The following is a 25,164-nucleotide window of genomic DNA, read 5'->3' as shown; positions in this document are numbered from 1 at the left end:
CCTCCCGGTGCGGTTATTGTATTTCCACACTTTGCCCGCGAGCGGCTGCCTGTCAATGCAGCGCGGTCAAAGCCTCTTCCTGCGGCTCTTGCGCCATCAGCTTCGGGCGATTCTCGGTCGGCCGGCCGCGGTCGCGGTGATCCGCGCTTCCACAAGCCTGCGCGTCCCTTCTATATCGGCCGCATCGGCTTCTTCTGACAGGGCTATCAAGACATCGTCGGCACCTTCCAGCTTGGCTTTGGCTGCCGCCGCTGCCCGAGCGCGTTGGCGCGCCGCCTGCAGGGCCTGATCTTCTCCAGCAATGACTAAGGTTTCACCGGCGCCCGCCAGCAGGAAATGTCCTTCCTCAGGGGAGGTCACGACAATGGTGACGCTGGCGCGCACTTGCCCGACGACGGCACCGACGGCATTGGCCACATCGGCGTCGGCAGGGATAACGGCTTGCGCGCCAAGCATGTCGGCAATAGCCGGGTAATAAACAGGTGCCGAGGCACCGAGGCCCACCAGCGGTCGGTCCAGGGAAAGGGAAAGCCGGCTGATGCCAACCGTCCGTCGCAAAGCGCGATCCACGGCAGGGGACGTAGCGGGGTCAATTTCCTCAACGCCATCTTCCGCAAGGCAGGCTGCCAAGACAGCTTCCGCTGACTGCCGTGTCACCCGGTCCACGATCACTGCAGCAAGCGCTTCGGGCGATGCAGCGATTTGCCGCCCTGCCCCATCCTTGCGACGGCAAGCCAGCTCCAGGCCGAGCCTGGCTGCCGGTTCACACCACTGGCCTTGCCGCCCAAGAACGTGAAGGGCATCGGAGGGCGTGATGGCAATGATATGGACCAGGGCGGAAGCGACGAGCCGGTCCAGAACAACCTTCTGCGAATTCATCGATAGGAGATCGTTCAAGGGGATCGGCGTGTCGGGAATACGGGCAAAAAGCGCTCGTTCCTGAGGCTGCAAACCCTGCTCGGCAGCCTGCGGAATTCCGGTTCTGATGGCGAAGCGGCCATCGTGACGTCCGGCATGGGAAGCCCGCAGCTGCTTGTCGAGAAGAGAGAGAAGATCGTTCTCATGGGCAACGGCTGCAAGGCTGAGCGGCAATACCCTGCGCGGCCCGAGCGTTAAGCGAGCAACCAGCCCCCGCTCGTCGATATGGACTTCCGAATCTCCGCCCAGGCCATAGGTTCGAAGAGCGACCGCTTCCACCATGGTGCGGTAGCCGCCAACAACCGCTCCCTCTTCTGCAAGCTTGGGCCTGCCATCTTCAAGCACGGCCACATCGGTTGTGGTACCGCCGATATCAGATACGACTGCTGCATCGAGACCGGTCAGGAACCGAGCACCGACAAGGCTGGCGGCCGGGCCGGAGAGAATGGTTTCGATCGGCCGTAGCCGTGCTTCCGATGCCGCGATAAGGGCGCCATCGCCGCGAACAACCATTAAAGGCGCAGCTATGGCGCGGGATGCAAGGAACCGTTCGCAGGCGCCGACGAGGCGGTCAAGGATGGACACCAGCCGCGCGTTGAGAAGTGTCGTCAGCGCGCGCCGTGGCCCGCCCAGCTTAGAGGAAAGTTCATGGCTGCACGTCACCGGCAGCGAAGACAGAGCGCGGACCCGCTCTCGGACCCGAACTTCATGAGCCGGATTCCGCGTTGCGAAATAGCCGGCAACGGCAAAGGATGAAACGCTGCCAACGATTGCCGGCAACGCCTCCTCCAGAGCATCCATATCCAGCGGCATCTCGTTACCATGCACGTCATGCCCGCCGGGCAGGAAAAGGACGGGATCATTGCCCAAGGCTTCGGCGAGACCGCCGCGCGACAGGTCCGGCGGCCCGAAGCCGATCATGATCAGAGCTGCCCGTCCGCCCTGCCCCTCGACCAGAGCATTGGTTGCCAGAGTTGTCGAAAGGGACACGAGGCGGATCTGAGCAGCCTCGACACTTGCCTTGGCCAGCACCGCATCGACCGCGCCGGCAATGCCCTGGGCAAGATCACGGCGGGTCGTCAGCGACTTGGCTTTAGCCACGATACCGTACCGCTCATCCAGGAGGACAGCGTCCGTATATGTGCCGCCGGTATCGATGCCGAGAAAGAGAGCTGAGGCCACGCGGAAATCCCGTCGATCTTGATTCCACGATCAATAGCCCATGGCTTCAGAAGTTCAAATCACCGGAGAGGACTTGGTCTGTCGCAAACTCACCCGCATGGGCATGCCATCGCGGGGTTGGGTCGTGAGCTTTTGAACCGGCCAGGGTTTGGTCTGCGCCGTCACGTCGAAACGATAGCGATGCATCAACACCGTCAGCGCGATGACAGCCTCCTGCATGGCAAAGGTTGCTCCGATGCAGATGCGCGGCCCGGCGCCGAAGGGCAGATACTGAAAGCGCTCTATCTTGCTGCGGTTTTCTGGGAGAAAGCGTTCCGGCATGAAAGCGCGCGGCCGGTCCCAATAGAGTTCATGTCGATGCAGCGTCCATGGCATAACGAGCACGGTCATGCCTGCGCGGATCGTCACGACATCTCCATCGGGGCTGGTCCAGCGGTCATCGGCGATGGCGGCACGATTGATGGAGGGCGCCGGCGGGTAAAGCCGCATGGCTTCTTCGAAGGCGGCGCGAACCCAGGGCATCAGGTCCAGCCAGTCTACCGGCTCTGCCCCGCTTGCCAAAATCCGATCGATTTCCTCCTCCATATGCTCGCGCACCAGAGGCGACTGCGCGACACAGTAAAGCGTCCAGGCCAGAGCCCGGGCGGTCGTTTCGTGACCGGCGCCGATGAAGGTCAGGATGTTGTCGCCGATTTCGTCCACTGTCAGGCCGTCGGGCCCGGCGAGCTGAAGAAGAAGGGTGAGAAAGTCCTGAGGGACGCTTTGCGGATCTTCATCCATTCGCTTCTGTCGGAGCGCCATAGTTTGCGAAACCATGTTCCGGAATTTATCGAGCACTTTCTGCCCGCCGATTCGCGTCAAACGCGGTACCCATGGCGGTGCACGGAGCAGGTCCATGGGGTCGACGCGGCCGAGGCGATGCAGGAGCTGGTCGACATCCTTCGAGAAATTGTCGCCTTCCGTGACGACCTGTCCTGAAAACAGCGTTTCCGATAGAATGGCAAAGGTGAGTTCTGCCATGTCTGTCGAGATGTCGACGACCTTGCCCTGGCTGCCCAATGCCGCGTATCGCTGCGCAAACTCCACAGACTTTGCCAGCATCTGGGCGGCAAAGCCTTTAGCATGCCGAGGCGTAAAGACAGGCGCCATGGCCTTGCGTGAACGCTTCCAAACGTGGCCTTCCGCGGTCAGCAGCCCGTCGCGCAGGATGGGCCGCAGGATAAGCTGGCGGATCTCGGACATTTCGTAATTGGCGACATTGTCGACCAGAACGTGGCGGATGAGGCCGGGATCATTGATGATGATCGTCCGCTCGCTGAAGAACTTTGTTTCCGTCCAGGGGAGAGTATAGGAGGCGGTACCCCACAGCTCGAGGGGGTTCCTGAAGACGGTGCGGATGGTTTCCAATGCTGACGGCGGTGTCGCCCGCGGCTCCGGCGCAGGCGGGACGAACGGTTCAGGTCGCATGTCCATCGACTGGCCTCCTTGTTGATGACCCCGTCGATATCAGCAGTCAGAGCAGGGATTTCAACTCGCCGAGCCTGTCATTGACCAGCCAACCGTAATAATTCTCTTCCGGCAAGGCTCCGGGCCCGCGTGCAGCAAGCGCGGCCGCCCTTTGGGCGGAGCCACCCGTATTATAAAGCGTCGCGGTAATCCCCGGATTACGGGAGATGTCGAGGTGCGCGATAGACTTGTAGTCGTCGATCGACCGGCGGATGCTGGCGGCCATGTAGGCGAGCGATTTGTCCGGATCCATGATGGCATCATAGACATCCGCCGCCTTGCTCTCGTTCAGTTTTGGATAGCTGGATGTGCGGGCGACCATGTCCGACAGCATCAGTGCCGTCAGCGGATTGACCTGACCCAAACCAAAGGTCTGGCCGGCATAGAAGGGCTGGAAGAAGACCGCGCTGAACCGATTGTCGGGAAAGGATGTGCCACCGACCTTGTGGCCCCGGAAGCTTCTTTCCCAGACCGTTTCGCGGCATGTCCACAGCTTGTAGGAGTCTGACCCGGCATCGCATTTGGCGAATTCCGGGCGGCTTACGAACTGCTCGATCGTTTCGTCCCCATAGCCGAAGCGAAAACTGTCTCCGGCATAGGCGGCGGCCTTGATGTAATAGGTCTGGAGACGATCATAGGCATCGACGTTGTAGGTGTGCTCACCGACGATCGCACCGACCATATGGATCGGGTCGATCCCGTATGCTGCGGCAGTCGATTTTATCTTGCCGACCAGCGCCTTGTCGCTGGCCAGAAGATCGCGGATTTTCTCGTATTTTTCGTCAAACGTCGTCTTGCCGGCCCGGGTCCGGCGCACTGAAGCGCCCGGCACCTTCGGCTGAACCGTATTCCGGTTGCCTTCGGGCACCACAGACATGGCTGCAGCCTGGATCGAGGAGGATGCCATCCATGAGACGGCGAGAAGCAATACCAGAAGGAAGCGTTTCAACTGTCGTGTCCCAAGTCATGGCCTGCGCCAGACACGGCTCCAGCATATTGGCCATCGAACCATGGAGCAGTGCTGCACATCACGAATGTGCGTCACCCTTACGTGAAGACATGCCGCAGTGTCGAGACACCTGCGTTCAAAATAGCGTCAAACGCTGTAAAGGGCAGCCGGAGCGGATCCGGCTGCCCTTTGAGCAATCAGAGGATATAACGTGACAGGTCGGTATCGGCAGCAAGATCGCCGACATGCTTGCGTACATAGTCCGCGTCGATGGTGACCGAAGTGCCGCCCTGATCCGGCGCGGTGAAGGAAATCTCGTCCAGCACGCGCTCCATTACGGTCTGCAGCCGGCGTGCGCCGATGTTTTCCACGGAGGAGTTCAGATGCACCGCCACATCGGCCAGCGCATCGATCGCATCCTCTGTGAAATCCACCGTGAAGTCTTCCGTCGCCATCAATGCCTTGTACTGGCGGATGAGGCTTGCCTCTGTTTCCGTCAGGATGCGGCGGAAATCTTCCTTGGTGAGCGGCTTCAGCTCCACGCGGATCGGCAAGCGGCCCTGCAATTCCGGCAGGAGGTCGGAAGGCTTGGAGACATGGAAGGCGCCCGAAGCGATGAACAGCACGTGATCGGTCTTCACCGGCCCGTACTTGGTCGACACTGTGGTGCCTTCAACAAGCGGCAGAAGGTCGCGCTGCACGCCTTCCCGGGACACGCCGGCACCCAGGCCGCCGTCACGGGCCGCGATCTTGTCGATCTCGTCGAGGAAGACGATGCCATCGTTTTCGACGGAACGGACTGCCTCGCGCTGGATTACCTCGTTGTCGATCAGCTTGTCGGATTCATCGCGGATCAGTTCGCCGTAGGACTTGGCAACCGTGGTGCGCACCTTCTTGGTGCGGCCGCCCATGGCCTTGCCGAACATTTCGGACAGGTTGAGGACGCCGATATTGGCGCCGGGCATGCCCGGGATTTCGAAGCCCGGCATGCCGGAGCCGGCATCGGCTACCTCGATCTCGACCTCCTTGTCGTCCAGCTCTCCGTTGCGCAGCTTCTTGCGGAAGCTTTCGCGGGTCGCCGGCGAAGCGGTTACGCCAACCAGCGCGTCGAGCACCCGTTCTTCGGCGCTCATCTGGGCTTTCGCCTGCACCTCGGCGCGTTTCTTCTCGCGCACCAGGCCAATGCCGACTTCCACCAGATCGCGGATGATCTGCTCGACATCGCGGCCGACATAGCCGACTTCCGTGAACTTCGTCGCCTCGACCTTGATGAAAGGGGCGCCTGCCAGCTTGGCGAGCCGGCGGGAAATTTCCGTCTTGCCGACGCCGGTCGGCCCGATCATCAGAATGTTCTTCGGCATGACTTCATCGCGCAGGCTCTCGTCGAGCTGCTGCCGCCGCCAGCGATTCCGCAAGGCGATCGCCACGGCACGCTTCGCCTCATGCTGGCCGATGATGTAGCGGTCCAGTTCAGAGACGGTTTCTCTTGGGGAAAAGGTAGTCATATGTATCCTCTCGGCGTGCCTGCTTCGGCCGGCCGCAACGGCCCGGCCTCCAGGACCCTTGGCTAGAAGGCTTTACTCCGCGTCCAGCGTTTCCAGGACGAGGTTGTGGTTTGTGTAGACGCAGATTTCCGCTGCGATATCGAGGGACTGGCGGGCAATCTGTTCGGCGGTCTTATCGCTGTCCATCAGGGCGCGGGCTGCGGCATAGGCAAAATTACCGCCGGAGCCGATTGCGGTAACACCATGCTCGGGCTCCAGAACGTCACCATTGCCGGTGATCGCGAGCGTGATCGATTTGTCTGCGACCAGCATCATGGCTTCGAGATTGCGCAGATATTTATCGGTGCGCCAGTCCTTGGCCAGTTCCACCGCGGCGCGCATCAGCTGACCCGGATATTGCTCGAGCTTCTTTTCCAGCCGGTCGAGAAGCGTGAAGGCATCTGCAGTCGCTCCGGCAAAGCCGGCAATCACTTCGCCCTTGCCGATACGGCGGACCTTGCGGGCATTGCCCTTCATCACGGTCTGACCAAGGCTCACCTGCCCATCGCCAGCCATGACGACCTTGCCGCCCTTTCTCACTGTTATGATTGTTGTCATTGAATTGCACCTGTTGGCCTGACATCAGGCGTGGTTGGAAGCCCCATCGGCTCCGTTGACCCCTATGTATGTTCGCTCCAGATGAATGCAAATGCGTCATGCAGTTCATCGTCTCAGCCCGGCTTTTGCTGGAATTTCAATCAACCGCCTGATAAGGAGCGGGGCATCAGGCATGGAGCACACCAATGGGTGACATAGCGATCGCGCGCACCGGAAGCATTTCCCGCAAGACCAACGAGACTTCCGTGTCCGTGTCCGTCAACCTCGACGGCAACGGCACGGCGAGGATCTCGACCGGGATAGGCTTCTTCGATCACATGCTCGACCAGCTATCGCGACACTCGCTGATCGACATGGACATCGACGTCAAAGGCGATCTCCATATCGACGACCACCACACGGTAGAGGATACCGGCATCGCGCTCGGCCAGGCGATCTCAAAAGCGCTCGGCGATCGTCGCGGCATTGCCCGCTATGCTTCGCTCGATCTTGCCATGGACGAAACCATGACCAAGGCGGCGGTCGACCTTTCGGGCAGGCCGTTCCTGGTTTGGAATGTGTCCTTCAGCTCCCCGAAAGTCGGCACATTCGACACGGAACTGGTGCGGGAATTCTTTCAGGCTTTCGCGCAGAATGCTGGGATTACCCTCCATCTGCTGAACCACTACGGGGCCAACAATCACCATATTGCCGAGACCTGCTTCAAATCGGTTGCCCGCGTTCTGCGAACGGCAACCGAAATCGATCCACGGCAGGCCAACCGCATTCCTTCTACCAAAGGCGTGCTCTGAACGCTTGAGGAGACCAATTTGCGAAGCTATGCCATTCTGACGCCTCCCGGCGGACCCCTGCCGGACCACCGCTCCACACTTGTGATCGCCGACCGGTTTTCCTGGCTGGCTTTTCTTTTCCCATGGCTCTGGCTGTTCTGGCACAAATTGTGGCTCGCCGGCATCGTGGCGCTGCTTGTCCAGATCGGCAGCGGCTTTCTGATGCAGATTCCGGGCTTTGCTCCCGCAGGCCTGCTTATCGGACTGGCAGTGAGCCTTCTCGCCGGATTGGAAAGCCGCAATTACTACAGCAACGCACTTGGTCGTCGTGGCTGGACCGTGGAAGCGATTGTTTTCGCCCAAGATCGACAAACCGCCGAGGAGATCTATTTCTCCAGCCTGCCCCAGCCGGAAAAGCAACCAATGCCCCTTTCTTCTGATTGGGCGCCGCAGGGCAAACAGCCGTCGGATGGCTGGCGGGGTCAAGCGCCGGGGCTTTTTGATTATGGAGTGCGCTGATGCGTGTCGCTATCATAGATTATGGGTCCGGCAATCTCCGCTCGGCGACCAAGGCATTTGAACGCGCTTCCCGGGAGGCAGGGATCGATGCGGTTATCGACCTCACCGACAAGGCCGAGGCGGTCGCAAGCGCTGACCGGGTGGTTCTGCCGGGTGTGGGCGCTTATGCCGACTGCAAGGCCGGACTGGATGCCGTGCCAGGAATGGTGGATGCACTGAACGATGCCGTCATCAACAAGGGCCGCCCGTTCCTGGGTGTCTGCGTCGGAATGCAGCTGATGTCGTCGCGCGGGCTCGAGAAGACCGTCACCGAAGGTCTCGGCTGGATCCCGGGCGATGTTGTCGAAATGACGCCTCAGGATCCGAGCCTGAAGATCCCGCAGATCGGCTGGAATACATTGGAGCTCGCGCATCCGCACCCGCTTTTCGACTGCATCCCCACGGGACCGGACGGGCTGCATGCCTATTTTGTGCATTCCTATCATCTTGCGGCCAAGGACGATGCCAATGTCGTTGCGACGACGGAATATGGCGGGCCAATGACCGCTTTCGTCGGGCGCGACAATATGGCGGGTTCGCAATTCCATCCGGAAAAGAGCCAGAAGCTGGGGCTCGCCATGATCGGCAATTTCCTGCGATGGAAGCCGTGACGCACAGGGTCTCATCGGTCTGGCGGATGATATTACTCTTTAGTGCAGCCATTGTTGCCGCTGTCCTTTTTCGTTCCGATATCGTAGATGCCTGGGATGCACTGACAGTGCCCACCCTACGGACTTGAGACGAGATGATCCTTTTCCCGGCAATCGACCTGAAAGACGGGCAGTGCGTCCGCCTCAAGCTCGGCGACATGCAGCAGGCGACGGTCTATAATACAGACCCTGCCGCGCAGGCGAAGTCGTTCGAGGAGCAGGGCTTCGAATGGCTGCATGTGGTCGATCTCGATGGAGCGTTTGCGGGACATTCGGCCAATGGCCATGCGGTTGAAGCCATTCTGAAGGCAACCCAAAACCCGGTGCAGCTCGGCGGCGGGATTCGCACGCTCGATCACATTGAAACCTGGCTGTCGCGCGGCCTTGCGCGGGTGATCCTGGGAACCATTGCCGTGCGCGATCCTTCCCTTGTCATCGAGGCTTGCAGAAAATTTCCCGGCAAGATCGCCGTCGGTATCGACGCCAAGGGCGGCAAGGTGGCCGTGGAGGGCTGGGCCGAGGCGTCCGAACTCGGCGTCATTGAGCTTGCAAAAAAGTTCGAAGGGGCCGGGGTTGCCGCCATCATCTATACGGACATCGATCGAGACGGCATCCTCGCCGGCATTAACTGGTCATCGACCCTTGAACTTGCCGATGCGGTTTCCATACCGGTAATCGCCTCCGGCGGACTTGCCTCCCTCGACGACATCCGCCGCATGCTGCAGCCCGACGCCGCACAGCTAGAGGGAGCCATATCCGGCCGCGCACTTTACGATGGACGGATTGATCCTGCCGAAGCGCTGCAGATGATCCTCAATGCCCGGGAACGTGCCGCATGACCTTGAAAGCCCGCGTCATCCCTTGCCTGGATGTGAAAGACGGCCGCGTCGTCAAGGGTGTCAACTTCCTCGATCTCATCGATGCCGGAGATCCGGTGGAGGCGGCAAAGGCCTACGACGCCGCCGGTGCCGACGAGCTTTGCTTTCTCGACATCACCGCTTCTTCGGACAATCGGGACACGATTTTCGACGTGGTTGCCCGGACTGCCGAACATTGCTTCATGCCGCTGACGGTCGGCGGCGGCGTGCGGGCGGTCTCCGACATCCGCAAGCTGCTGCTTGCCGGTGCCGATAAGGTTGCCATCAATTCGGCGGCGGTCAATAATCCGGACTTCGTTGCCGAAGCGGCCGACAAGTTCGGCAACCAGTGCATCGTGGTGTCGATCGATGCCAAAAGGGTTTCGCCTGTCGGCGAGGCTGGCCGTTGGGAAATCTTTACCCATGGCGGCCGCAATGCGACCGGCCTGGACGCACTGGAATTCGCAGAAAGAATGGTCGAGCGCGGCGCCGGCGAATTGCTGGTCACGTCCATGGACCGCGACGGAACGAAGATCGGCTATGATCTGGAGCTTACCCGGGCGATTGCCGACAGCGTCCGGGCGCCTGTCATCGCGTCCGGCGGTGTTGGCACCCTTGACGACCTGGTGGCCGGGATAAAGCAGGGGCACGCCACGGCGGTGCTCGCGGCATCGATTTTCCACTTCGGCACCCATTCGGTTGGCGAGGCCAAGCACTATATGGCAGAGCGCGGCATTGCCATGCGCATCGACTGAGCGACCGGGAACAACGTCATGAGTGAATTCTCCCTGAAGGACCTCGAGCGCATCGTCGCCGAAAGGGCGAAAGCCTCGCCGGATGAATCATGGACGGCTAAGCTTGTTGCTGCCGGACAAACGAAGGCTGCGAAGAAACTGGGCGAGGAAGCGGTTGAGACGGTGATTGCCGCCGTTGCGCAGGATCGCAACGACCTGATTTCCGAGAGCGCCGACCTTCTTTATCATCTTATGGTCGTATTGAATATTGCCGATATCCCGTTAGAGGATGTCCTTGACGAACTTGCGCGCAGGACCGGACAGTCCGGCCTTCGGGAAAAGGCGAGCCGGACGACCCTATGAATATCTTACCACAGGCCGCCGAACCTTTGGATGCCGGCTCTACCGCTGAAATCTACTCGCCTTACCACCATTTCAGCGCGGACGAATGGGCGAAGTTCCGTGCTGATACGCCTCTAACGCTGAAGGCCGATGAGATTGCACGGCTGCGCTCGCTGGACGACCCGATCGACATCGACGAGGTGCGGCGCATTTACCTGTCGCTGTCTCGCCTTCTGTCGACGCATGTCGAAGCCTCTCAACTGCTTTACCAGCAGCGGAACCGCTTCCTAAGCCTGTCGGATGTTACCAAGACGCCGTTCATTATCGGCATTGCAGGGTCGGTTGCAGTCGGTAAATCCACCACTGCCCGCATTCTGAAGGAATTGCTGGCACGCTGGCCGTCCAGCCCCAAGGTGGACCTTATCACCACTGACGGCTTCCTGTACCCGAATGCCGTGCTGCAGCGGGACAACTTGATGGATCGCAAGGGGTTTCCGGAAAGCTACGATATCGGCGCCATCCTACGCTTTCTGTCTGCGATTAAGGCCGGCGAGCCCAACGTACGCGCGCCGCGCTATTCGCACTTGACCTATGACGTCCTGCCCAACGAGCATACACTGGTCGACAGGCCCGACATCTTGATTTTCGAAGGCATCAACGTCCTGCAATCTCGGGCATTGCCGGCCGACGGAAAGATCGTGCCGATCGTGTCCGACTTCTTCGATTTCTCCATCTATATCGACGCCGATGAGGATCAGATCCACAACTGGTATGTCCAGCGCTTCATGCGGCTGAGGGAAACCGCCTTTCGCGATCCGACGTCCTTCTTCAAGAAGTATGCGGCGATCGACGCAACTGCGGCGCAGGCGGTGGCCGAGGGCCTGTGGGAAAACATCAACCTGCGGAACCTGCGACAGAACATTTTGCCGACCAGGCCACGCGCGGACTTGATCCTGCGCAAGGGCCGAAATCACTTCATCGAGAAGGTATCGCTCCGAAAACTGTAGGCGATCGATAGCCGACGTTCGGATTTTCATTGTCAGCTGTTTACCCGCCGTAGCGTCAGATTGATGCGCCCGCCGCTCTTCAGCAAGGTCGACGTACTGGGGTAAATCCGGTCGACACCATGGAAGGCAAGCCTTCCCTCCCCGCCAAGTAGAACCACATCGCCGCTCGATAAGCGAAAGGAGCCTGTTGGGTCCTTGCGCGCTGCACCTCCAACCCGGAAGAGGCAGGCATTGCCGAGAGATATAGAAAGGACCGGTGCGGCAAGGTCGGACTCATCCTTGTCCTGGTGCAAGCCCATCTTGGCGTCGTCGGAATAGAAGTTGATCAGGCAGGCTTCCGGCGACTTGTCGTAGCCGCTGAGGTCGTTCCACATTGTCAGCAGTTCCAACGGTATAGGCGGCCACGGCTTGCCCGTTAGTGGGTGAAGCGGCTGGTAGCGATACCCATGCTGCTTATCCGTCACCCAGCCAAGCGGGCCGCAATTGGTCATGCGGACGGACATCGGTTTGCCGGTTCCGGGCATTTCCGGCCGATATAGCGGCACTTCTGCGACCACACCGCGAACAAGCTCGACCAGGCGCTCCTGTGCCGGCCGGTTCAAATAATCGGGCAGATGCCTGATGCCGTTCGCAAGCCTTGCCATATCGCTCCCCGTTCAGTCGCCGTTTGGACGGCCGCGCATCTTCTTGACCTCGCTGCGGCCAGACTTTTCCTTCAGTCTGCGTTCCACGGATCCCTTTGTCGGCCTAGTCGCCTTACGCGGCGGCGGCGGCGGCTTTGCCGCCTCCAGGATCAGTTCCTTTAACCGCTCGCGAGCCTCTTCGCGATTACGTTCCTGGCTGCGCGTGCGATTGGCTTCTATCATCAACACGCCGTCTTTCGACACCCGCTTCCCGGCAAGCTTAAGAGCATTCGCCTTGACGCGATCAGGCAATGACGGTGAATTGGCGATGTCGAAGAAGAGCTGGACGGCAGTCGAGACCTTGTTGACGTTCTGGCCGCCCGGCCCCCCGGCCAGCACGAACTGTTCCGTCAGCTCCCATGCAGCGATGGTGATGCGGCTGTTGATGAAAAGCGGGTTGCTGGCCATGGGTGCCTGGGATCGTTATTGAGCGGCATCTTTCCCATAAAGTCGCCAAAAAGAAAACCGCCGGCAAAAGCCGACGGTTCCACGTGAATCATTTTCGAAGGAGCTTATTCGGCAGCCGCTAGAAACGTTCCCGGAGCGGCATCCTTGACCTTGCTGTCGACGTGATCTTCGAACTTCTGGAAGTTGGCAATGAACATCGAGGCCAGTTTCTGGGCCTGAACGTCATAGGCCGCACCGTCGGTCCAGGTCGACTGGGGGTCGAGGATCGAGCTTTCCACACCGTCCACTGCGATTGGCACGGCAAATCCGAAATTTGCATCGACGCGGAAATCCGCCGCCTTCAGGCTGCCATTGAGCGCTGCCGTCAGCAGCGCGCGGGTCGCCTTGATCGGCATGCGCTTTCCGGTTCCGTAAGCGCCGCCGGTCCAGCCGGTGTTCACCAGCCAACAATCGACGCCATGGCGGGCGATCAGCTCCTTCAGCAAGTTTCCGTATTCCGCCGGATGGCGCGGCATGAAAGGTGCGCCGAAGCAGGTGGAGAAGGTCGCCTCCGGCTCCGTCACGCCTTTCTCGGTACCCGCAACCTTGGCGGTATAGCCGGACAGAAAGTGATACATGGCCTGTTCCGGCGTCAGCCTGGCGATCGGCGGCATGACGCCGAAGGCATCGGCTGTCAGCATGATGATCGTTTTCGGATGCGGCGCAAGGCCGGTCTCGGAAGCATTTGGGATGAAATGCAGCGGGTAAGCGCTGCGGGTATTCTCCGTCAGCGAATTATCATCGAAGTCCGGTACCCGGTTTTCGTCGAGAACAACGTTTTCCAGCACGGTACCGAAACGGCGGGTGGCCGCATAGATTTCCGGCTCTGCTTCGGCCGACAGCTTGATGGCCTTCGCATAGCAGCCACCCTCGAAATTGAACACACCCGTTTCGCCCCAACCATGTTCATCGTCGCCGATCAGCGTGCGCGTAGGATCTGCAGAAAGGGTGGTTTTCCCGGTGCCGGAAAGGCCGAAGAAGACGGCCGTATCACCCTGCTTGCCGACATTGGCCGAGCAATGCATCGGCATGACGCCCTTGGCCGGCAGCAGGTAATTAAGGACGGTGAAGACAGACTTCTTGTTCTCGCCCGCATAAGAGGTGCCACCGATCAGCACGATGCCATTGGCAAGATCGCAAGCGATGACGGTTTCAGATCGGCAACCATGACGTGCCGGATCCGCCTTGAAGCTCGGCAGGTTGATGATGGTCAGCTTCTGCTGAAACCCATTTAGCGTCTCGCGCTTCGGGCGGATCAGAAGGTTGCGAATGAACAATGCATGCCAGGCAAGCTCAGTGATGACCCGCGTCGGAAGCGCGTTTTCCACGTCGGCTCCGCCAACCAGATCCTGAACATAAAGCGTCTTGCCGGCGGCATGAGCCAACATGTCCTGGCGGAGCAATTCGAAATGCTCAGGCGACATGGGCTTGTTGTTGTCCCACCAGATCTGGCCATCTGTGGTCGTATCGCGCACGACGAATTTATCCTTCGGCGAACGGCCGGTATGCTGACCGGTTCTGGCTCGAAGAGCGCCATCCGCCGTCAGATCGGCTTCGCCGCGTCGAATCGACTCTTCGTAAAGCTCAACCTCCGAAAGGTTGTAGTAGACGCGCGATATGTTCTCGAGACCGATCGCCGCCAACCCATTCGATGGGTTGCGAAGCCCAAACTCCTCCATAGGCGCTCTCCTTTAAAGACGTTGCTGACGGAGAAGGTAGAGATGCATATTTTAAAGAGCAAGAGCAAATTATGAATTAATGAGCAATATCAATCAATTAATCGATTTAAAAAAAATCGTTTCGTTTTAAATCGGTTTAGCAGTGCTTTTCATCCGCCAGTTCCGGCCCCATCTAACAGAACTACGCCGGCTAGCGGAGGTTATCCGAATGCCGCCCCTTTAACTTTGCCACAATTTGTTCCACCTTTATACCCAAGAAGCGCGGCGGCTTTGCCGGACCTGGCTGGGGACTATCCAGGAGATGCGCTTAGATGGTGATGGAGACGGAGAGTATGCAGACAATCGCGCTCGTGGATGACGACCGCAATATCCTGACTTCGGTGTCAATTGCACTGGAGGCGGAGGGATATAAGGTTGAAACCTATACGGACGGCGCGTCCGCGCTCGATGGTCTTGTTGCTCGGCCGCCGCATCTGGCAATCTTCGATATCAAGATGCCGAGGATGGACGGAATGGAGCTGCTGCGCCGCCTGCGCCAGAAATCGGATCTGCCGGTGATTTTCCTCACGTCCAAGGATGAGGAGATCGACGAACTGTTCGGCCTTAAAATGGGGGCGGACGATTTCATCACCAAACCGTTCTCGCAGCGCCTGCTTGTCGAGCGCGTGAAAGCCATTTTGCGCCGCGCGGGCACTCGTGAGGTCCAGCCCGGAGCAAAGACGGCCGCAGATCAGCCTGCGGCCGCGCGCACGCTGGAACGCGGGCAGTTGCTGATGGACCAGGAGCGCCATACCTGCACCTGGAAGGGCGAGCCTGTGACGCTGACCGTGACCGAATTCCTGATCCTGCATTCGCTGGCACAGCGACCGGGCGTCGTGAAGAGCCGGGATGCGTTGATGGATGCGGCTTATGACGAGCAGGTCTATGTCGATGACCGCACGATCGACAGCCACATCAAGAGGCTGCGCAAGAAGTTCAAGATGGTTGACACCGACTTCGACATGATCGAAACGCTCTATGGTGTCGGTTATCGCTTCCGCGAAGCCGCCTGAGCTTCGGATGACCTTGCCGAGGGTCAAGCTGGGGCCACGTCCGGACCGGCAGTAGACCGGTCCGGTGGAAGGACTGCACGTGGCAGATCAACTGCTCGACAGGGAAATGATGCAGACGACAGCACCTGAAAGCCGCCGCGCACAGCGGCGCTTCTGGTCACGGCCGTTCACGCTCATCCGCCGCGTGTTCGGACATGCGGTGTTTTCCAGCCTCACGCGCCGCATCCTGTTCTTCAACATAGCCGCAACGGTCGTGCTGGTCGCAGGTATCCTTTACCTGAACCAGTTTCGCGAAGGATTGATCGATGCCCGCGTCGAAAGCCTCCTGACGCAGGGCGAGATCATTTCAGGGGCGATCTCTGCGTCCGCCTCCGTCGATACCAATTCCATCACGATCGATCCGCAAAAGCTCCTCGAGCTTCAGGCCGGGCAGAGCATCACGCCTGTTCCCAATGACGAAGACCTGGATTTCCCTATTGATCCGGAACGCGTTGCTCCGGTCCTTCGGCGACTGATTTCGCCCACCCGCACACGGGCACGTCTGTTCGATGCGGATGCCAATCTTCTTCTCGATTCGCGGCATCTCTATTCCCGGGGCCAGGTCCTGCGCTTCGATCTGCCGCCCGTGGAAAATCAAGCCCAGACCTGGAGCGAATGGTTTGCCGGCCTTTTCAACCGCCTGCTTCAGCCAGGCAACCTGCCAACCTACAAGGAGGCGCCCGGCGGCGACGGATCCATTTATCCGGAAGTCATGAACGCGCTGACCGGGGTGCGGGGTGCGGTGGTTCGTATAACCGAGCGCGGGGAACTGATCGTTTCCGTCGCGGTGCCGGTTCAACGTTCCCGCGCGGTCTTGGGCGTACTGCTGCTGTCGACGCAGGCGGGCGACATCGACAAGATCGTTCACGCCGAACGGCTAGCGATCATGCGCGTGTTCGGCGTTGCGACACTGGTCAACATCCTCCTGTCGCTCCTGCTGTCTTCGACAATCGCTAATCCTCTCAGGCGCCTCTCTGCGGCGGCCATTCGTGTGCGCCGGGGGGCAAAGCAGCGGGAAGAGATCCCTGATTTCTCCTATCGCCAGGATGAGATCGGCAATCTGTCGATCGCTTTGCGGGACATGACCAATGCGCTTTATGACAGGATTGCCGCGATCGAAAGCTTTGCTGCGGACGTCAGCCACGAGTTAAAAAATCCGCTGACGTCGCTTCGAAGCGCCGTCGAGACTCTTCCGCTTGCGAAATCGGACTCGTCGAAACAAAGGCTGACGGAAATCATCTTCCACGACGTGCGCCGCCTCGACCGGCTGATCTCCGACATTTCCGATGCCTCGCGTCTTGACGCCGAGCTTGCCCGCTCGGATTCCGCGCCTGTCGATATGGAAAACCTGCTGAGCAATCTGGTCGACATTTCGCGCCAGATCCGCAGCGGTCGAAAGCCGGTCGAGATCGAGCTGATGGTGGACGCCTCGGGCGGCAACAAGTCCGCCTATATCGTCAGCGGCCATGACCTGCGCCTCGGGCAGATCATTACCAACCTTATCGAAAACGCCCGATCCTTTGTTCCTGAAAAGGGTGGGCGGATTACATTGCGGCTGTCGCGGATCAAGGACCGGGTTGTCGTCACCGTCGATGACAATGGGCCGGGTATACAGGCGGAAGATATCAACCGTATCTTCGAACGCTTCTATACTGACCGTCCGGAGGCCGAAAGTTTCGGTCAGAATTCAGGCTTGGGCCTATCGATCAGCCGCCAGATTGCTGAAGCCCATGGAGGCTCGCTCAAAGCGGAAAACCTAACGGACAACAAAACGGGCACAATCGGCGGAGCGCGGTTCATACTTTCCTTGCCGTCCAGTGGGGTTTCGTGACTCCCTTTTCCGTTAATATTCATGCCACTGCGATCGTAGTGGGTACGCGAGGCCTGCTGTTTACCGGCCCATCCGGTAGCGGAAAGTCGATGCTCGCCTTTGCCTGCCTTGCTGCAGCCAGGAGACAGGGCGCATTTGCAGCGCTCGTGGCGGACGACCGGGTGCTAGTTTCGCGCCACGGCAATCAACTGATTGCAAGCTCTTCTCCGTCGATCGCCGGGTTGATGGAATTGCGCGGCAGCGGCATCGTGGAGGTGGAAAGCTTGTCGTCTGCCGTTCTGGATCTGGCCATCCAAGTGGTTTCGCTTGCCGATGCGGAGCGTCTTCCGCCGGAAAAAGAACGGTTCAAACTCCCTCCCCTCGGCGAGCTCCCGCTCCGGCGATTGCCGAGCAATGCCTTGGAGCCTTTGGCGGTTATCGCTGCCTTGATGCCTGGCTTTCGCGGCCAGTTGCCATTTTGATGCCGAAAAGCCTAGATTTTTAACTTGAACTTGAAAGCTAGTTGACGAAGATGGCTTCCCACCGCTGGACGGCTATATTGCGATGCGATATTGGCCGCGAGTTTCCATAGCAGGGGGCAGTTTACATGATCGGAATTGTGCTTGTCACTCATGGCAAGCTGGCTGAGGAATTTCGGCATGCTGTAGAGCATGTCGTGGGGCCTCAGAAATTTATCGAAACAGTATCGATCGGCCCCGAAGATGATATGGACCAGCGTCGTCAGGATATTGTCGATGCCGTAGCTCTTGCGGATGACGGCCACGGTGTGATCATCCTGACCGATATGTTCGGTGGCACACCATCCAATCTTTCGATTTCCGTTATGGAAAGCGGCAAGACCGAGGTTATCGCCGGAATGAACCTCCCCATGCTGATCAAGCTCGCCGGCGTACGCAGCGACAACAACATGGAACGCTCCCTGGCCGAGGCGTCGGAAGCAGGGCGCAAATATATCAACGTGGCAAGCCGCGTCCTGAGCGGTAAATAGAAACAAGGCTGAATGTCCGCTCCTCTTTCTCGCGAATTCCTGATCGTCAATAAGCGCGGCCTGCACGCGCGGGCATCCGCCAAGTTCGTGCAGATGGTGGAAAACTTCGATGCCCAAGTCACCGTCTCTCGAGATGGGACGACCGTTGGCGGCACCTCCATCATGGGCCTGATGATGCTGGCTGCCAGCACCGGCTGTTCGATTCAGGTTTCAGCCACCGGCAGAGAGGCGGCGGCAGCCGTGGACGCGTTGGAGAAGCTGATCGCCGATAAATTCGGTGAGGAAGCGTAAGGACCTCTCTTGCTGACATAAAGACATAAAGACTTCTTTATGTGCTTGTTGATAGTTTGCTCGAAGCCTGCTAAACCGCTGGCGAAAGTTTACGCGCGGCTCGGCCAAATCTTCCCTCTCGACCGCAGCATCAACATCATCTGGAGAGTTTTATGAGCAGTGAGAAGGATTACATCGTCGCAGACATCGGACTTGCTGACTATGGTCGCAAGGAACTAGACATTGCCGAAACGGAAATGCCGGGCCTGATGTCCTGCCGCGCCGAGTTCGGGGATTCCAAGCCGCTCAAGGGTGCCCGCATTTCTGGCTCCCTGCACATGACGATCCAGACTGCCGTGCTGATCGAGACTCTCAAGGAACTTGGCGCCGAAATTCGCTGGGCGTCCTGCAACATCTTCTCGACCCAGGACCACGCTGCCGCGGCGATCGCTGCTGCCGGCATCCCGGTTTTTGCCGTCAAAGGCGAGTCTCTGACCGAATACTGGGAATATACCGACAAGATCTTCCAGTGGAGCGATGGCGGCTTCTCCAACATGATCCTGGATGATGGCGGCGACGCCACCATGTATATCCTTCTCGGCGCCCGCGCCGAAGCCGGCGAAGATGTCCTCTCGAACCCGACTTCGGAAGAAGAAGAAATCCTTTTCGCGCAGATCAAGAAGCGTCTTCAGGCTTCGCCCGGCTGGTTCACCAAGCAGCGCGATGCGATCAAGGGCGTCACGGAAGAGACCACGACAGGCGTTCATCGCCTTTATGAACTCTCCAAGAAGGGCCTGCTTCCCTTCCCGGCAATCAATGTCAACGACTCGGTTACAAAGTCGAAATTTGATAACAAGTACGGCTGCAAGGAATCGCTGGTGGATGGCATCCGCCGCGGCACCGACGTGATGATGGCCGGCAAGGTCGCCGTCGTCTGCGGCTATGGCGACGTCGGTAAGGGATCGGCTGCTTCGCTTGCAGGCGCCGGCGCCCGCGTCAAGGTGACGGAGGTCGATCCGATCTGCGCGCTTCAGGCCGCCATGGACGGTTTCGAAGTCGTCGTTCTCGAAGACGTGGTGGATTCCGCCGATATCTTCATCACCACCACGGGCAACAAGGACATTATCCGTATCGAGCATATGCGCGCGATGAAGGATATGGCCATCGTCGGCAATATCGGTCACTTCGACAACGAGATCCAGGTTGCGGCCCTCAAGAACCTCAAGTGGACCAATGTAAAGCCGCAGGTCGACCTGATCGAGTTCCCCAAGGGCAACCGCATCATTCTTCTCTCAGAAGGGCGCCTGCTGAACCTCGGCAATGCGACCGGCCATCCATCCTTTGTGATGTCGGCTTCCTTCACCAACCAGACATTGGCGCAGATCGAGCTGTTCACCAAGCAGGGCGAGTACAAGAACGACGTCTACATCCTGCCGAAGCACCTCGACGAAAAGGTCGCCCGTCTGCATCTTGCTCGGCTCGGTGTGAAGCTCACCGAGCTTTCTGAAGAGCAGGCAGCCTATATCGGCGTCTCCGCTCAGGGACCATTCAAGGCCGAACACTACCGCTACTAATCCCTAGCCGGTTAATCCACAAGATATGGTGGCCGCAGCCTTGACAGAAGGCTGCGGCCTCTTTTTTGGCCCGCGCCCTTCCCGGCGATTCCCCGAGCAAGTATTGTTTTACAACTCGATTCGCACCGGCTCGGGGCAAGGTGCGATGTGGTATGTCTTGTCGGCAAGCGGCAACTGGACGGAGACAGACCGGTGATGTCGGTAATGAAAAAGAGCCTGCGCAGGCAGGCCGATCCATGTCGTGGCGATGCGAATCACACGGCTTTAACTTTACGCTTTGGCCAGCTCTGCGGAGCCGTGGCGGGAAAGATGGGTCGATTGAAAAGAACTTGGACTGCGTTTCTTTCGGGGACGGTGCTTTCAAACGCGACCACCGCCTTTGCGCAGGAAAGCGGTGCGGCGGCGGCCAAGCTGTTTTCATCAACCGAAGTCGTTATTTCGTCGCTGGTTGTAGGAGCGCTTGGAGCAGCCTTGTTGTCGGCGGTATGGCTTGTTCGCCAGCGCGGCAATATGCAGGCCGAGACGCAGGAAATGCGCAGTGCGCTTTCCGATGCGCAGCAACGTATATCCAAATATGAAGCTCTGATCGCTGAAAAGAACCGCCGCATCGTAGTGTGGGAAAACGGACCGTCGAAGCCGGAATTCCTGGGCCAGCTGCCTCCGGAGACCGGCGCGCCTCAACAGGATCGCGAGTTCCTGGCGTTCGGCCGCTGGATGCGACCCACATCGGCAATCGAGATTGAAAAGGCGATCGAGCTGCTTCGCGGCGAAGCCCGCAGTTTCGATATGGTTGTAGAAACCAGCCGGGACGAAATTCTCGAAGTCCAAGGCCGCGTGTCCGGCGGCAAGGCCTTCGTTCGATTCATCGCATTGAACAACCTTCGCGCGGAATTGGCGGAGCTCAAGATCGAGCGCGAGCGCCTCACCCATTCCATATCGCTTTTTCATTCTCTCTTGGACGCCATCGAGCAGCCGGTCTGGAGACGCGATGCGCAGGGCAAGCTGGCATGGGTAAACCATGCCTATAGCGATGCCGTTGAAGCTCCCACGCCGCATCAGGCACTGGAAGAAGGGCGCGAGTTTCTAGGAACGATCGCGCGCGAGAAGATCGCTGCGACGACAACACCCACATCTCCCTTTCATGATCGCATGTCGACGGTCGTGCGCGGCAACCGGACCATGTTCGACGTCGTGGACGTGGTCGTGCCCGGCGGCTCCGCCGGCATGGCGACCGATGTGTCGGAAGCCGAAACTGTGCGGGAAGAACTGAAGCGGACGCTGAAAAGCCACGCCGAGACCCTCGACCACCTGGCGACGCCGGTTGCCATATTTGATGGCGAGCGGCGCCTGCAGTTCTACAACCAGGCCTTCGTGCAGCTTTGGGATCTTGCCCTTCCCTTCCTCGAATCGCGGCCAGACAATAGCGAACTGCTCGACACACTACGCAGCAGTGGTAAATTGCCGGAGCAGCTGAACTGGCGCAGCTGGAAAGAAGCCGCTCTCGCCATCTACCAGGCTCTGGACACGAAAACCGACACCTGGCACCTGCCGAACGGCCAGACACTGCGCGTCATTGCGACCGCGCATCCGCAGGGTGGCGCGACATGGGTTTTTGAGAACCTGACGGAACAGGTCGATCTCGAAACGCGCTATAATACTCTGGTCAGGGTCCAAGGGGAAACGATCGATCACCTTTCCGAAGGTGTGGCCGTTTTTGGGCCGGACGGACGTATCCGCTTATCCAACCCTGCTTTCCGGGCTCTTTGGGGGATCACCGCCGAGGAAGCCAAGCCCGGCACCCATATCAAAGCGATCGAGAGTCTTTGCTCTCCGTCCTATGACGGATCCGACGGCTGGCGGCGCTTCGGCCAGATGCTGACAAATTTCGACGACGAGCGGCGCTCGTTGCAGGGAACATTCGAGCTCTATTCCGGCCTGATCCTCGACTATGCGGTGACGCCGCTGCCGAACGCCCAGACCATGTTCACCTTTGTCGACATGACGGCAAGTGCGCGCGCCGAGCGGGCCTTGAAGGAAAAGAACGAGGCGCTGCAGAAGGCGGACGAGATCAAGAACGACTTCGTCCAGCACGTTTCTTACGAGCTGCGCTCGCCGCTGACGAACATCATCGGATTTACCGACCTTCTGAAAACGCCAGGTGTCGGCGAGCTGAACGGAAGACAGGCGGAATATATCGACCATATTTCAACCTCTTCCTCTGTCCTCCTGACCATCGTCAATGATATCCTCGACCTGGCCACCGTCGACGCCGGCATTATGCAGCTCAGTTACTCCGAAATGCCTGTCGACGACCTGCTCGACGACGTGGCAATGCAGATTGCCGACCGGCTGCATGAAAGCAATGTTACGTTGGAGATCACTGCACCTACGGGGCTTGGAACGATCGTTGCAGACGAGCAGCGGCTCAAGCAGATCCTGCTCAAGCTGCTGACCAATGCCACCAATTTCGCTCCCGAAGGCTCGGCTATTACTCTGGAATGCTGGCGTAAATCTGCGAATATCTTCTTCTCGGTCAGCGACAAGGGTCCTGGCATTCCGCCGGACATGCTCAAGACCGTCTTTGACCGTTTCTCTTCGAACTCGAAGGGCGGCAAGCGGAGCGGCGCCGGCCTTGGCCTTTCCATCGTCGAGAGCTTCGTCACCCTCCACAAGGGCGAAGTGACGATCGACAGCCGCGCCGGCCAGGGGACCACGATTACCTGCCGCATACCCACGGGCACGCTGATGCATTCCGTCGCCGCTGCAGAATGACAGATATTGACGTTCTCACGCTGACGCTTCCTGCGGAAGACGATACCATTCGTCTGGGCGAGGACTTGGCGCTTGCGCTTCGCCGCGGCGATTGCCTTTGCCTTTCAGGCGATCTCGGGTCCGGCAAATCCACGCTGGCCCGTGCTTTCCTGCGTGCCCTCGCCAACGACGATACACTGGAAGTGCCAAGTCCGACCTTTACCCTGGTGCAAAGCTACGAGCTGCGTATCCCCGTGGCGCATTTCGACCTTTATCGACTTGGAGACTCTTCGGAGATGGAAGAGCTGGGCTTCGATGAAGCCCTCGCTTCCGGAATCTGCTTGGTCGAATGGCCGGAAATGGCGGAAGAACTTTTGCCTGGCACACAGATCAGGTTGCAGCTGGAGCACACGGGTGCGGGACGAACGGTTCGAATCAAAGCCCCCGAAGCCCAGATGAAACGCCTGCGCCGCGTCCTGGCCATACGCAAATTTCTTGAGGAACACGATCAGGGCGATGCGCGGCGGCGCTTCCTGACTGGCGACGCTTCCGTACGGGCTTACGAGCGCCTGACGACGATGGCCGGCGAAACGCTGATCCTGATGGACTGGCCGAAGATGCCCGAAGGTCCGGCCGTCTTGGATGGCAAGCCTTATCCAAAGGTCGCTCATCTTGCCGAAAACGCCTATCCTTTCGTCGCCATTGCACGCTATCTAAGAGAAATCGGGCTTGCTGCGCCTGAAGTGCTGCATGTGGATTACGATCAGGGCATCCTGCTGATCGAAGATTTCGGCAGTGGTGGCGTGCTCGACACCGAAGGGCAGGCTATTCCGGAGAGATATCGTGAGGCGATCGTCTGCCTCGCTTTCCTGCACGCCCAAGAGCTTCGGCAGGACCTTCCCATGTCAGAAGGGCGGATGCATCATATTCCGGATTTCGATCCTACCGCCATAAAGATGGAAGCCCGGCTCCTCTTGGACTGGCATCTGCCCTGGAAACGCGGTTCTGATCCCACCGACCAGGAGCGGCAGGAATATCTGGCGATCTGGGACGAGCTGATCGGCATCCTGCAAAGCAGCGAAAAGAACCTCCTGCTTCGCGACTTCCATTCGCCGAACATCATCTGGCGCCCACATGAATCGGGCGTCCGGCAGGTGGGGCTGATCGATTTCCAGGACTCCATGATCGGCCCGACCGCTTATGACCTTGCCTCGGTCATGCAGGATGCTCGGGTTGATATTCCAAAGCCGCTCGCCAACCAGATGATGGTGGACTATGTCACCTTACGGCGAGCCATGGGTCCATTCGACGAGCCAACCTTTGCGAGGTCGTGGGCGATCATGGCGGCGCAGCGCAACTGCAAGCTTGCGGGGCTTTGGGTGCGGCTGAAGCAGCGGGACAACAAGCCCTATTACATGCAGCATATGCCGCGCACCCTGCGCTATCTGTCCACAGCACTCCAGCATGAGGCCCTCGCCCCCTTGCGCGAATGGTGCCATAGGACTGGAATAGAACTTCCCGAATCATAGATATGGTTTGCAATGCCCATTACTCAGGCCATGGTGCTCGCCGCGGGGCTTGGTACCCGTTTGCGCCCGATCACCGATACGATGCCGAAACCGCTGGTGCCGATCGCCGGTAAGGCGATGATCGATTATGCGCTGGACGCCTTGGCCGATGCCGGTGTGACGAGGGCTGCCGTCAACGTGCATCACTTTGCCGATCAGATGGAAAAGCATTTGCAAGCTTATCCGAGGATGGAGATCTGCATTTCGGACGAGCGTGACGCTCTTCTGAATTCGGGCGGCGGGCTGGTCAAAGGTTTGAAACTGCTCCAGCCGGACCTAACTTATGTGATGAACGCCGATCTTTTCTGGGTTGGAGAAAGGCCCGGGGAGAGGACCAATCTCCAGCGGCTCGCCGACTTCTTCAACCAATCCGACATGGACATGGCGCTGCTATGCGTGCCGATCGACCGGACTACAGGCCATAACGGCAAGAAGGATTTCCAGCTGGCTGCCGACGGCAGATTGTCGCGCTACAAAGAAGGCGGCGACAATCCGGTCGTTTATGCCGGCGCCATCGTCCTTCACTCTTCGCTCCTTGATCGGGCGCCCGCCGAGCCTTTCAACCTGAACATCTACTTCGATGAGGCCATCGGGCAGGGCAGGCTGTTCGGACTGATTATGGACGGGCAATGGATCACGGTCGGCACACCCGAAGCCCTGCCCGCCGCCGAAGATGTGATCGCCCGTTCCGTGGCTGAGGCTTGAGC

General features: G+C 59.2%; 24 protein-coding genes. 16 read left to right on the top strand and 8 right to left on the bottom strand.

All coding sequences use genetic code 11. From position 1 onward, the window contains the following. Nucleotides 1-96: 96 nt before the first annotated feature. The 5 genes from E2F50_RS21570 to hslV form a co-directional block, all read right to left on the bottom strand. Nucleotides 97-2,100 (bottom strand): hydantoinase/oxoprolinase family protein, encoded by a 2,004-nt coding sequence (locus E2F50_RS21570; protein WP_133318251.1) that lies wholly within the window; start codon nucleotides 2,098-2,100, stop codon nucleotides 97-99. 54 nt (nucleotides 2,101-2,154) lie between these two features. Next, nucleotides 2,155-3,573, bottom strand: coding sequence for a cytochrome P450 (locus E2F50_RS21565; protein WP_133318250.1), 1,419 nt, complete (start codon nucleotides 3,571-3,573; stop codon nucleotides 2,155-2,157). 40 nt (nucleotides 3,574-3,613) lie between these two features. Next, a complete protein-coding gene (locus E2F50_RS21560; protein ID WP_425375415.1) occupies nucleotides 3,614-4,513 on the bottom strand; it encodes a DUF1402 family protein in 900 nt (299 codons plus the stop codon). 239 nt (nucleotides 4,514-4,752) lie between these two features. Then, nucleotides 4,753-6,060: an ATP-dependent protease ATPase subunit HslU gene (gene hslU / locus E2F50_RS21555; protein ID WP_133318248.1), complete on the bottom strand. Its 1,308-nt coding sequence runs from the start codon at nucleotides 6,058-6,060 to the stop codon at nucleotides 4,753-4,755. Nucleotides 6,061-6,132: 72 nt separating this feature from the next. Then, the gene (gene hslV, locus E2F50_RS21550) at nucleotides 6,133-6,657 is read right to left on the bottom strand and encodes an ATP-dependent protease subunit HslV (protein ID WP_133318247.1); all 525 of its coding nucleotides are present in this window, start codon (nucleotides 6,655-6,657) and stop codon (nucleotides 6,133-6,135) included. Nucleotides 6,658-6,842: 185 nt separating this feature from the next. Between hslV and hisB the strand changes: the two genes are divergently transcribed. The 7 genes from hisB to coaA all read left to right on the top strand — a co-directional run bounded on the left by hisB (nucleotide 6,843) and on the right by coaA (nucleotide 11,575). Then, the gene (gene hisB, locus E2F50_RS21545; protein ID WP_133318246.1) at nucleotides 6,843-7,448 is read left to right on the top strand and encodes an imidazoleglycerol-phosphate dehydratase HisB; all 606 of its coding nucleotides are present in this window, start codon (nucleotides 6,843-6,845) and stop codon (nucleotides 7,446-7,448) included. Between the two features lie 18 nt (nucleotides 7,449-7,466). Continuing rightward, complete coding sequence (locus E2F50_RS21540; protein ID WP_133318245.1) at nucleotides 7,467-7,946, top strand: DUF2628 domain-containing protein; 480 nt, start codon at nucleotides 7,467-7,469, stop codon at nucleotides 7,944-7,946. Then, nucleotides 7,946-8,596, top strand: coding sequence for an imidazole glycerol phosphate synthase subunit HisH (gene hisH / locus E2F50_RS21535; RefSeq protein ID WP_133318244.1), 651 nt, complete (start codon nucleotides 7,946-7,948; stop codon nucleotides 8,594-8,596). The genes E2F50_RS21540 and hisH overlap by 1 nt, the downstream gene beginning before the upstream one ends. Nucleotides 8,597-8,730: 134 nt before the next feature. Next, nucleotides 8,731-9,474 (top strand): 1-(5-phosphoribosyl)-5-[(5-phosphoribosylamino)methylideneamino]imidazole-4-carboxamide isomerase, encoded by a 744-nt coding sequence (hisA, locus tag E2F50_RS21530; protein ID WP_133318243.1) that lies wholly within the window; start codon nucleotides 8,731-8,733, stop codon nucleotides 9,472-9,474. Beyond that, nucleotides 9,471-10,247 carry an imidazole glycerol phosphate synthase subunit HisF gene (gene hisF, locus E2F50_RS21525; RefSeq protein ID WP_133318242.1) on the top strand — a complete coding sequence of 259 codons (777 nt, stop codon included), beginning with the start codon at nucleotides 9,471-9,473 and terminating at the stop codon, nucleotides 10,245-10,247. Before hisA ends, hisF begins: the two co-directional genes overlap by 4 nt. Before the next feature lie 18 nt (nucleotides 10,248-10,265). Next, on the top strand, nucleotides 10,266-10,589 hold the full coding sequence (locus E2F50_RS21520) for a phosphoribosyl-ATP diphosphatase (RefSeq protein WP_133318241.1): 324 nt from the start codon (nucleotides 10,266-10,268) through the stop codon (nucleotides 10,587-10,589). Continuing rightward, nucleotides 10,586-11,575, top strand: a complete 990-nt coding sequence (gene coaA / locus E2F50_RS21515) for a type I pantothenate kinase (RefSeq protein ID WP_133318240.1) — start codon at nucleotides 10,586-10,588, stop codon at nucleotides 11,573-11,575. Before E2F50_RS21520 ends, coaA begins: the two co-directional genes overlap by 4 nt. 32 nt (nucleotides 11,576-11,607) lie before the next feature. Here coaA and E2F50_RS21510 read toward each other — a convergent pair whose 3' ends face one another. The 3 genes from E2F50_RS21510 to E2F50_RS21500 all read right to left on the bottom strand — a co-directional run bounded on the left by E2F50_RS21510 (nucleotide 11,608) and on the right by E2F50_RS21500 (nucleotide 14,384). Further along, nucleotides 11,608-12,219 (bottom strand): alpha-ketoglutarate-dependent dioxygenase AlkB, encoded by a 612-nt coding sequence (locus E2F50_RS21510; protein ID WP_133318239.1) that lies wholly within the window; start codon nucleotides 12,217-12,219, stop codon nucleotides 11,608-11,610. 12 nt (nucleotides 12,220-12,231) lie between these two features. Beyond that, complete coding sequence (gene arfB, locus E2F50_RS21505; RefSeq protein ID WP_133318238.1) at nucleotides 12,232-12,666, bottom strand: alternative ribosome rescue aminoacyl-tRNA hydrolase ArfB; 435 nt, start codon at nucleotides 12,664-12,666, stop codon at nucleotides 12,232-12,234. Nucleotides 12,667-12,770: 104 nt separating this feature from the next. Next, the gene (locus E2F50_RS21500; protein WP_133318237.1) at nucleotides 12,771-14,384 is read right to left on the bottom strand and encodes a phosphoenolpyruvate carboxykinase; all 1,614 of its coding nucleotides are present in this window, start codon (nucleotides 14,382-14,384) and stop codon (nucleotides 12,771-12,773) included. Between the two features lie 332 nt (nucleotides 14,385-14,716). Between E2F50_RS21500 and E2F50_RS21495 the strand changes: the two genes are divergently transcribed. The 9 genes from E2F50_RS21495 (at nucleotide 14,717) to E2F50_RS21455 (ending at nucleotide 25,162) form a co-directional block, all read left to right on the top strand. After that, on the top strand, nucleotides 14,717-15,436 hold the full coding sequence (locus tag E2F50_RS21495) for a response regulator transcription factor (protein ID WP_202615497.1): 720 nt from the start codon (nucleotides 14,717-14,719) through the stop codon (nucleotides 15,434-15,436). A 106-nt stretch (nucleotides 15,437-15,542) separates the two neighbouring features. Then, nucleotides 15,543-17,306 carry a sensor histidine kinase gene (locus E2F50_RS21490; RefSeq protein WP_133318266.1) on the top strand — a complete coding sequence of 588 codons (1,764 nt, stop codon included), beginning with the start codon at nucleotides 15,543-15,545 and terminating at the stop codon, nucleotides 17,304-17,306. Beyond that, complete coding sequence (locus E2F50_RS21485) at nucleotides 17,303-17,767, top strand: HPr kinase/phosphorylase (protein ID WP_133318235.1); 465 nt, start codon at nucleotides 17,303-17,305, stop codon at nucleotides 17,765-17,767. Before E2F50_RS21490 ends, E2F50_RS21485 begins: the two co-directional genes overlap by 4 nt. A 125-nt stretch (nucleotides 17,768-17,892) precedes the next feature. Beyond that, complete coding sequence (locus E2F50_RS21480) at nucleotides 17,893-18,294, top strand: PTS sugar transporter subunit IIA (protein ID WP_133318234.1); 402 nt, start codon at nucleotides 17,893-17,895, stop codon at nucleotides 18,292-18,294. A gap of 12 nt (nucleotides 18,295-18,306) precedes the next feature. Continuing rightward, nucleotides 18,307-18,585, top strand: a complete 279-nt coding sequence (locus E2F50_RS21475) for an HPr family phosphocarrier protein (protein WP_133318233.1) — start codon at nucleotides 18,307-18,309, stop codon at nucleotides 18,583-18,585. A 152-nt stretch (nucleotides 18,586-18,737) separates the two neighbouring features. Further along, a complete protein-coding gene (gene ahcY, locus E2F50_RS21470; RefSeq protein ID WP_133318232.1) occupies nucleotides 18,738-20,138 on the top strand; it encodes an adenosylhomocysteinase in 1,401 nt (466 codons plus the stop codon). Between the two features lie 195 nt (nucleotides 20,139-20,333). Continuing rightward, a complete protein-coding gene (locus E2F50_RS21465) occupies nucleotides 20,334-22,910 on the top strand; it encodes a sensor histidine kinase (RefSeq protein ID WP_133318231.1) in 2,577 nt (858 codons plus the stop codon). Continuing rightward, nucleotides 22,907-24,418, top strand: a complete 1,512-nt coding sequence (gene tsaE / locus E2F50_RS21460) for a tRNA (adenosine(37)-N6)-threonylcarbamoyltransferase complex ATPase subunit type 1 TsaE (RefSeq protein WP_133318230.1) — start codon at nucleotides 22,907-22,909, stop codon at nucleotides 24,416-24,418. Before E2F50_RS21465 ends, tsaE begins: the two co-directional genes overlap by 4 nt. Nucleotides 24,419-24,430: 12 nt before the next feature. Continuing rightward, nucleotides 24,431-25,162: a nucleotidyltransferase family protein gene (locus E2F50_RS21455; RefSeq protein ID WP_133318229.1), complete on the top strand. Its 732-nt coding sequence runs from the start codon at nucleotides 24,431-24,433 to the stop codon at nucleotides 25,160-25,162. Nucleotides 25,163-25,164: the final 2 nt, after the last annotated feature.

Source organism: Rhizobium deserti (genome assembly GCF_004358025.1).
Taxonomy (GTDB): domain Bacteria; phylum Pseudomonadota; class Alphaproteobacteria; order Rhizobiales; family Rhizobiaceae; genus Neorhizobium; species Neorhizobium deserti.
This window is presented reverse-complemented; position numbering and strand designations above follow the sequence as displayed.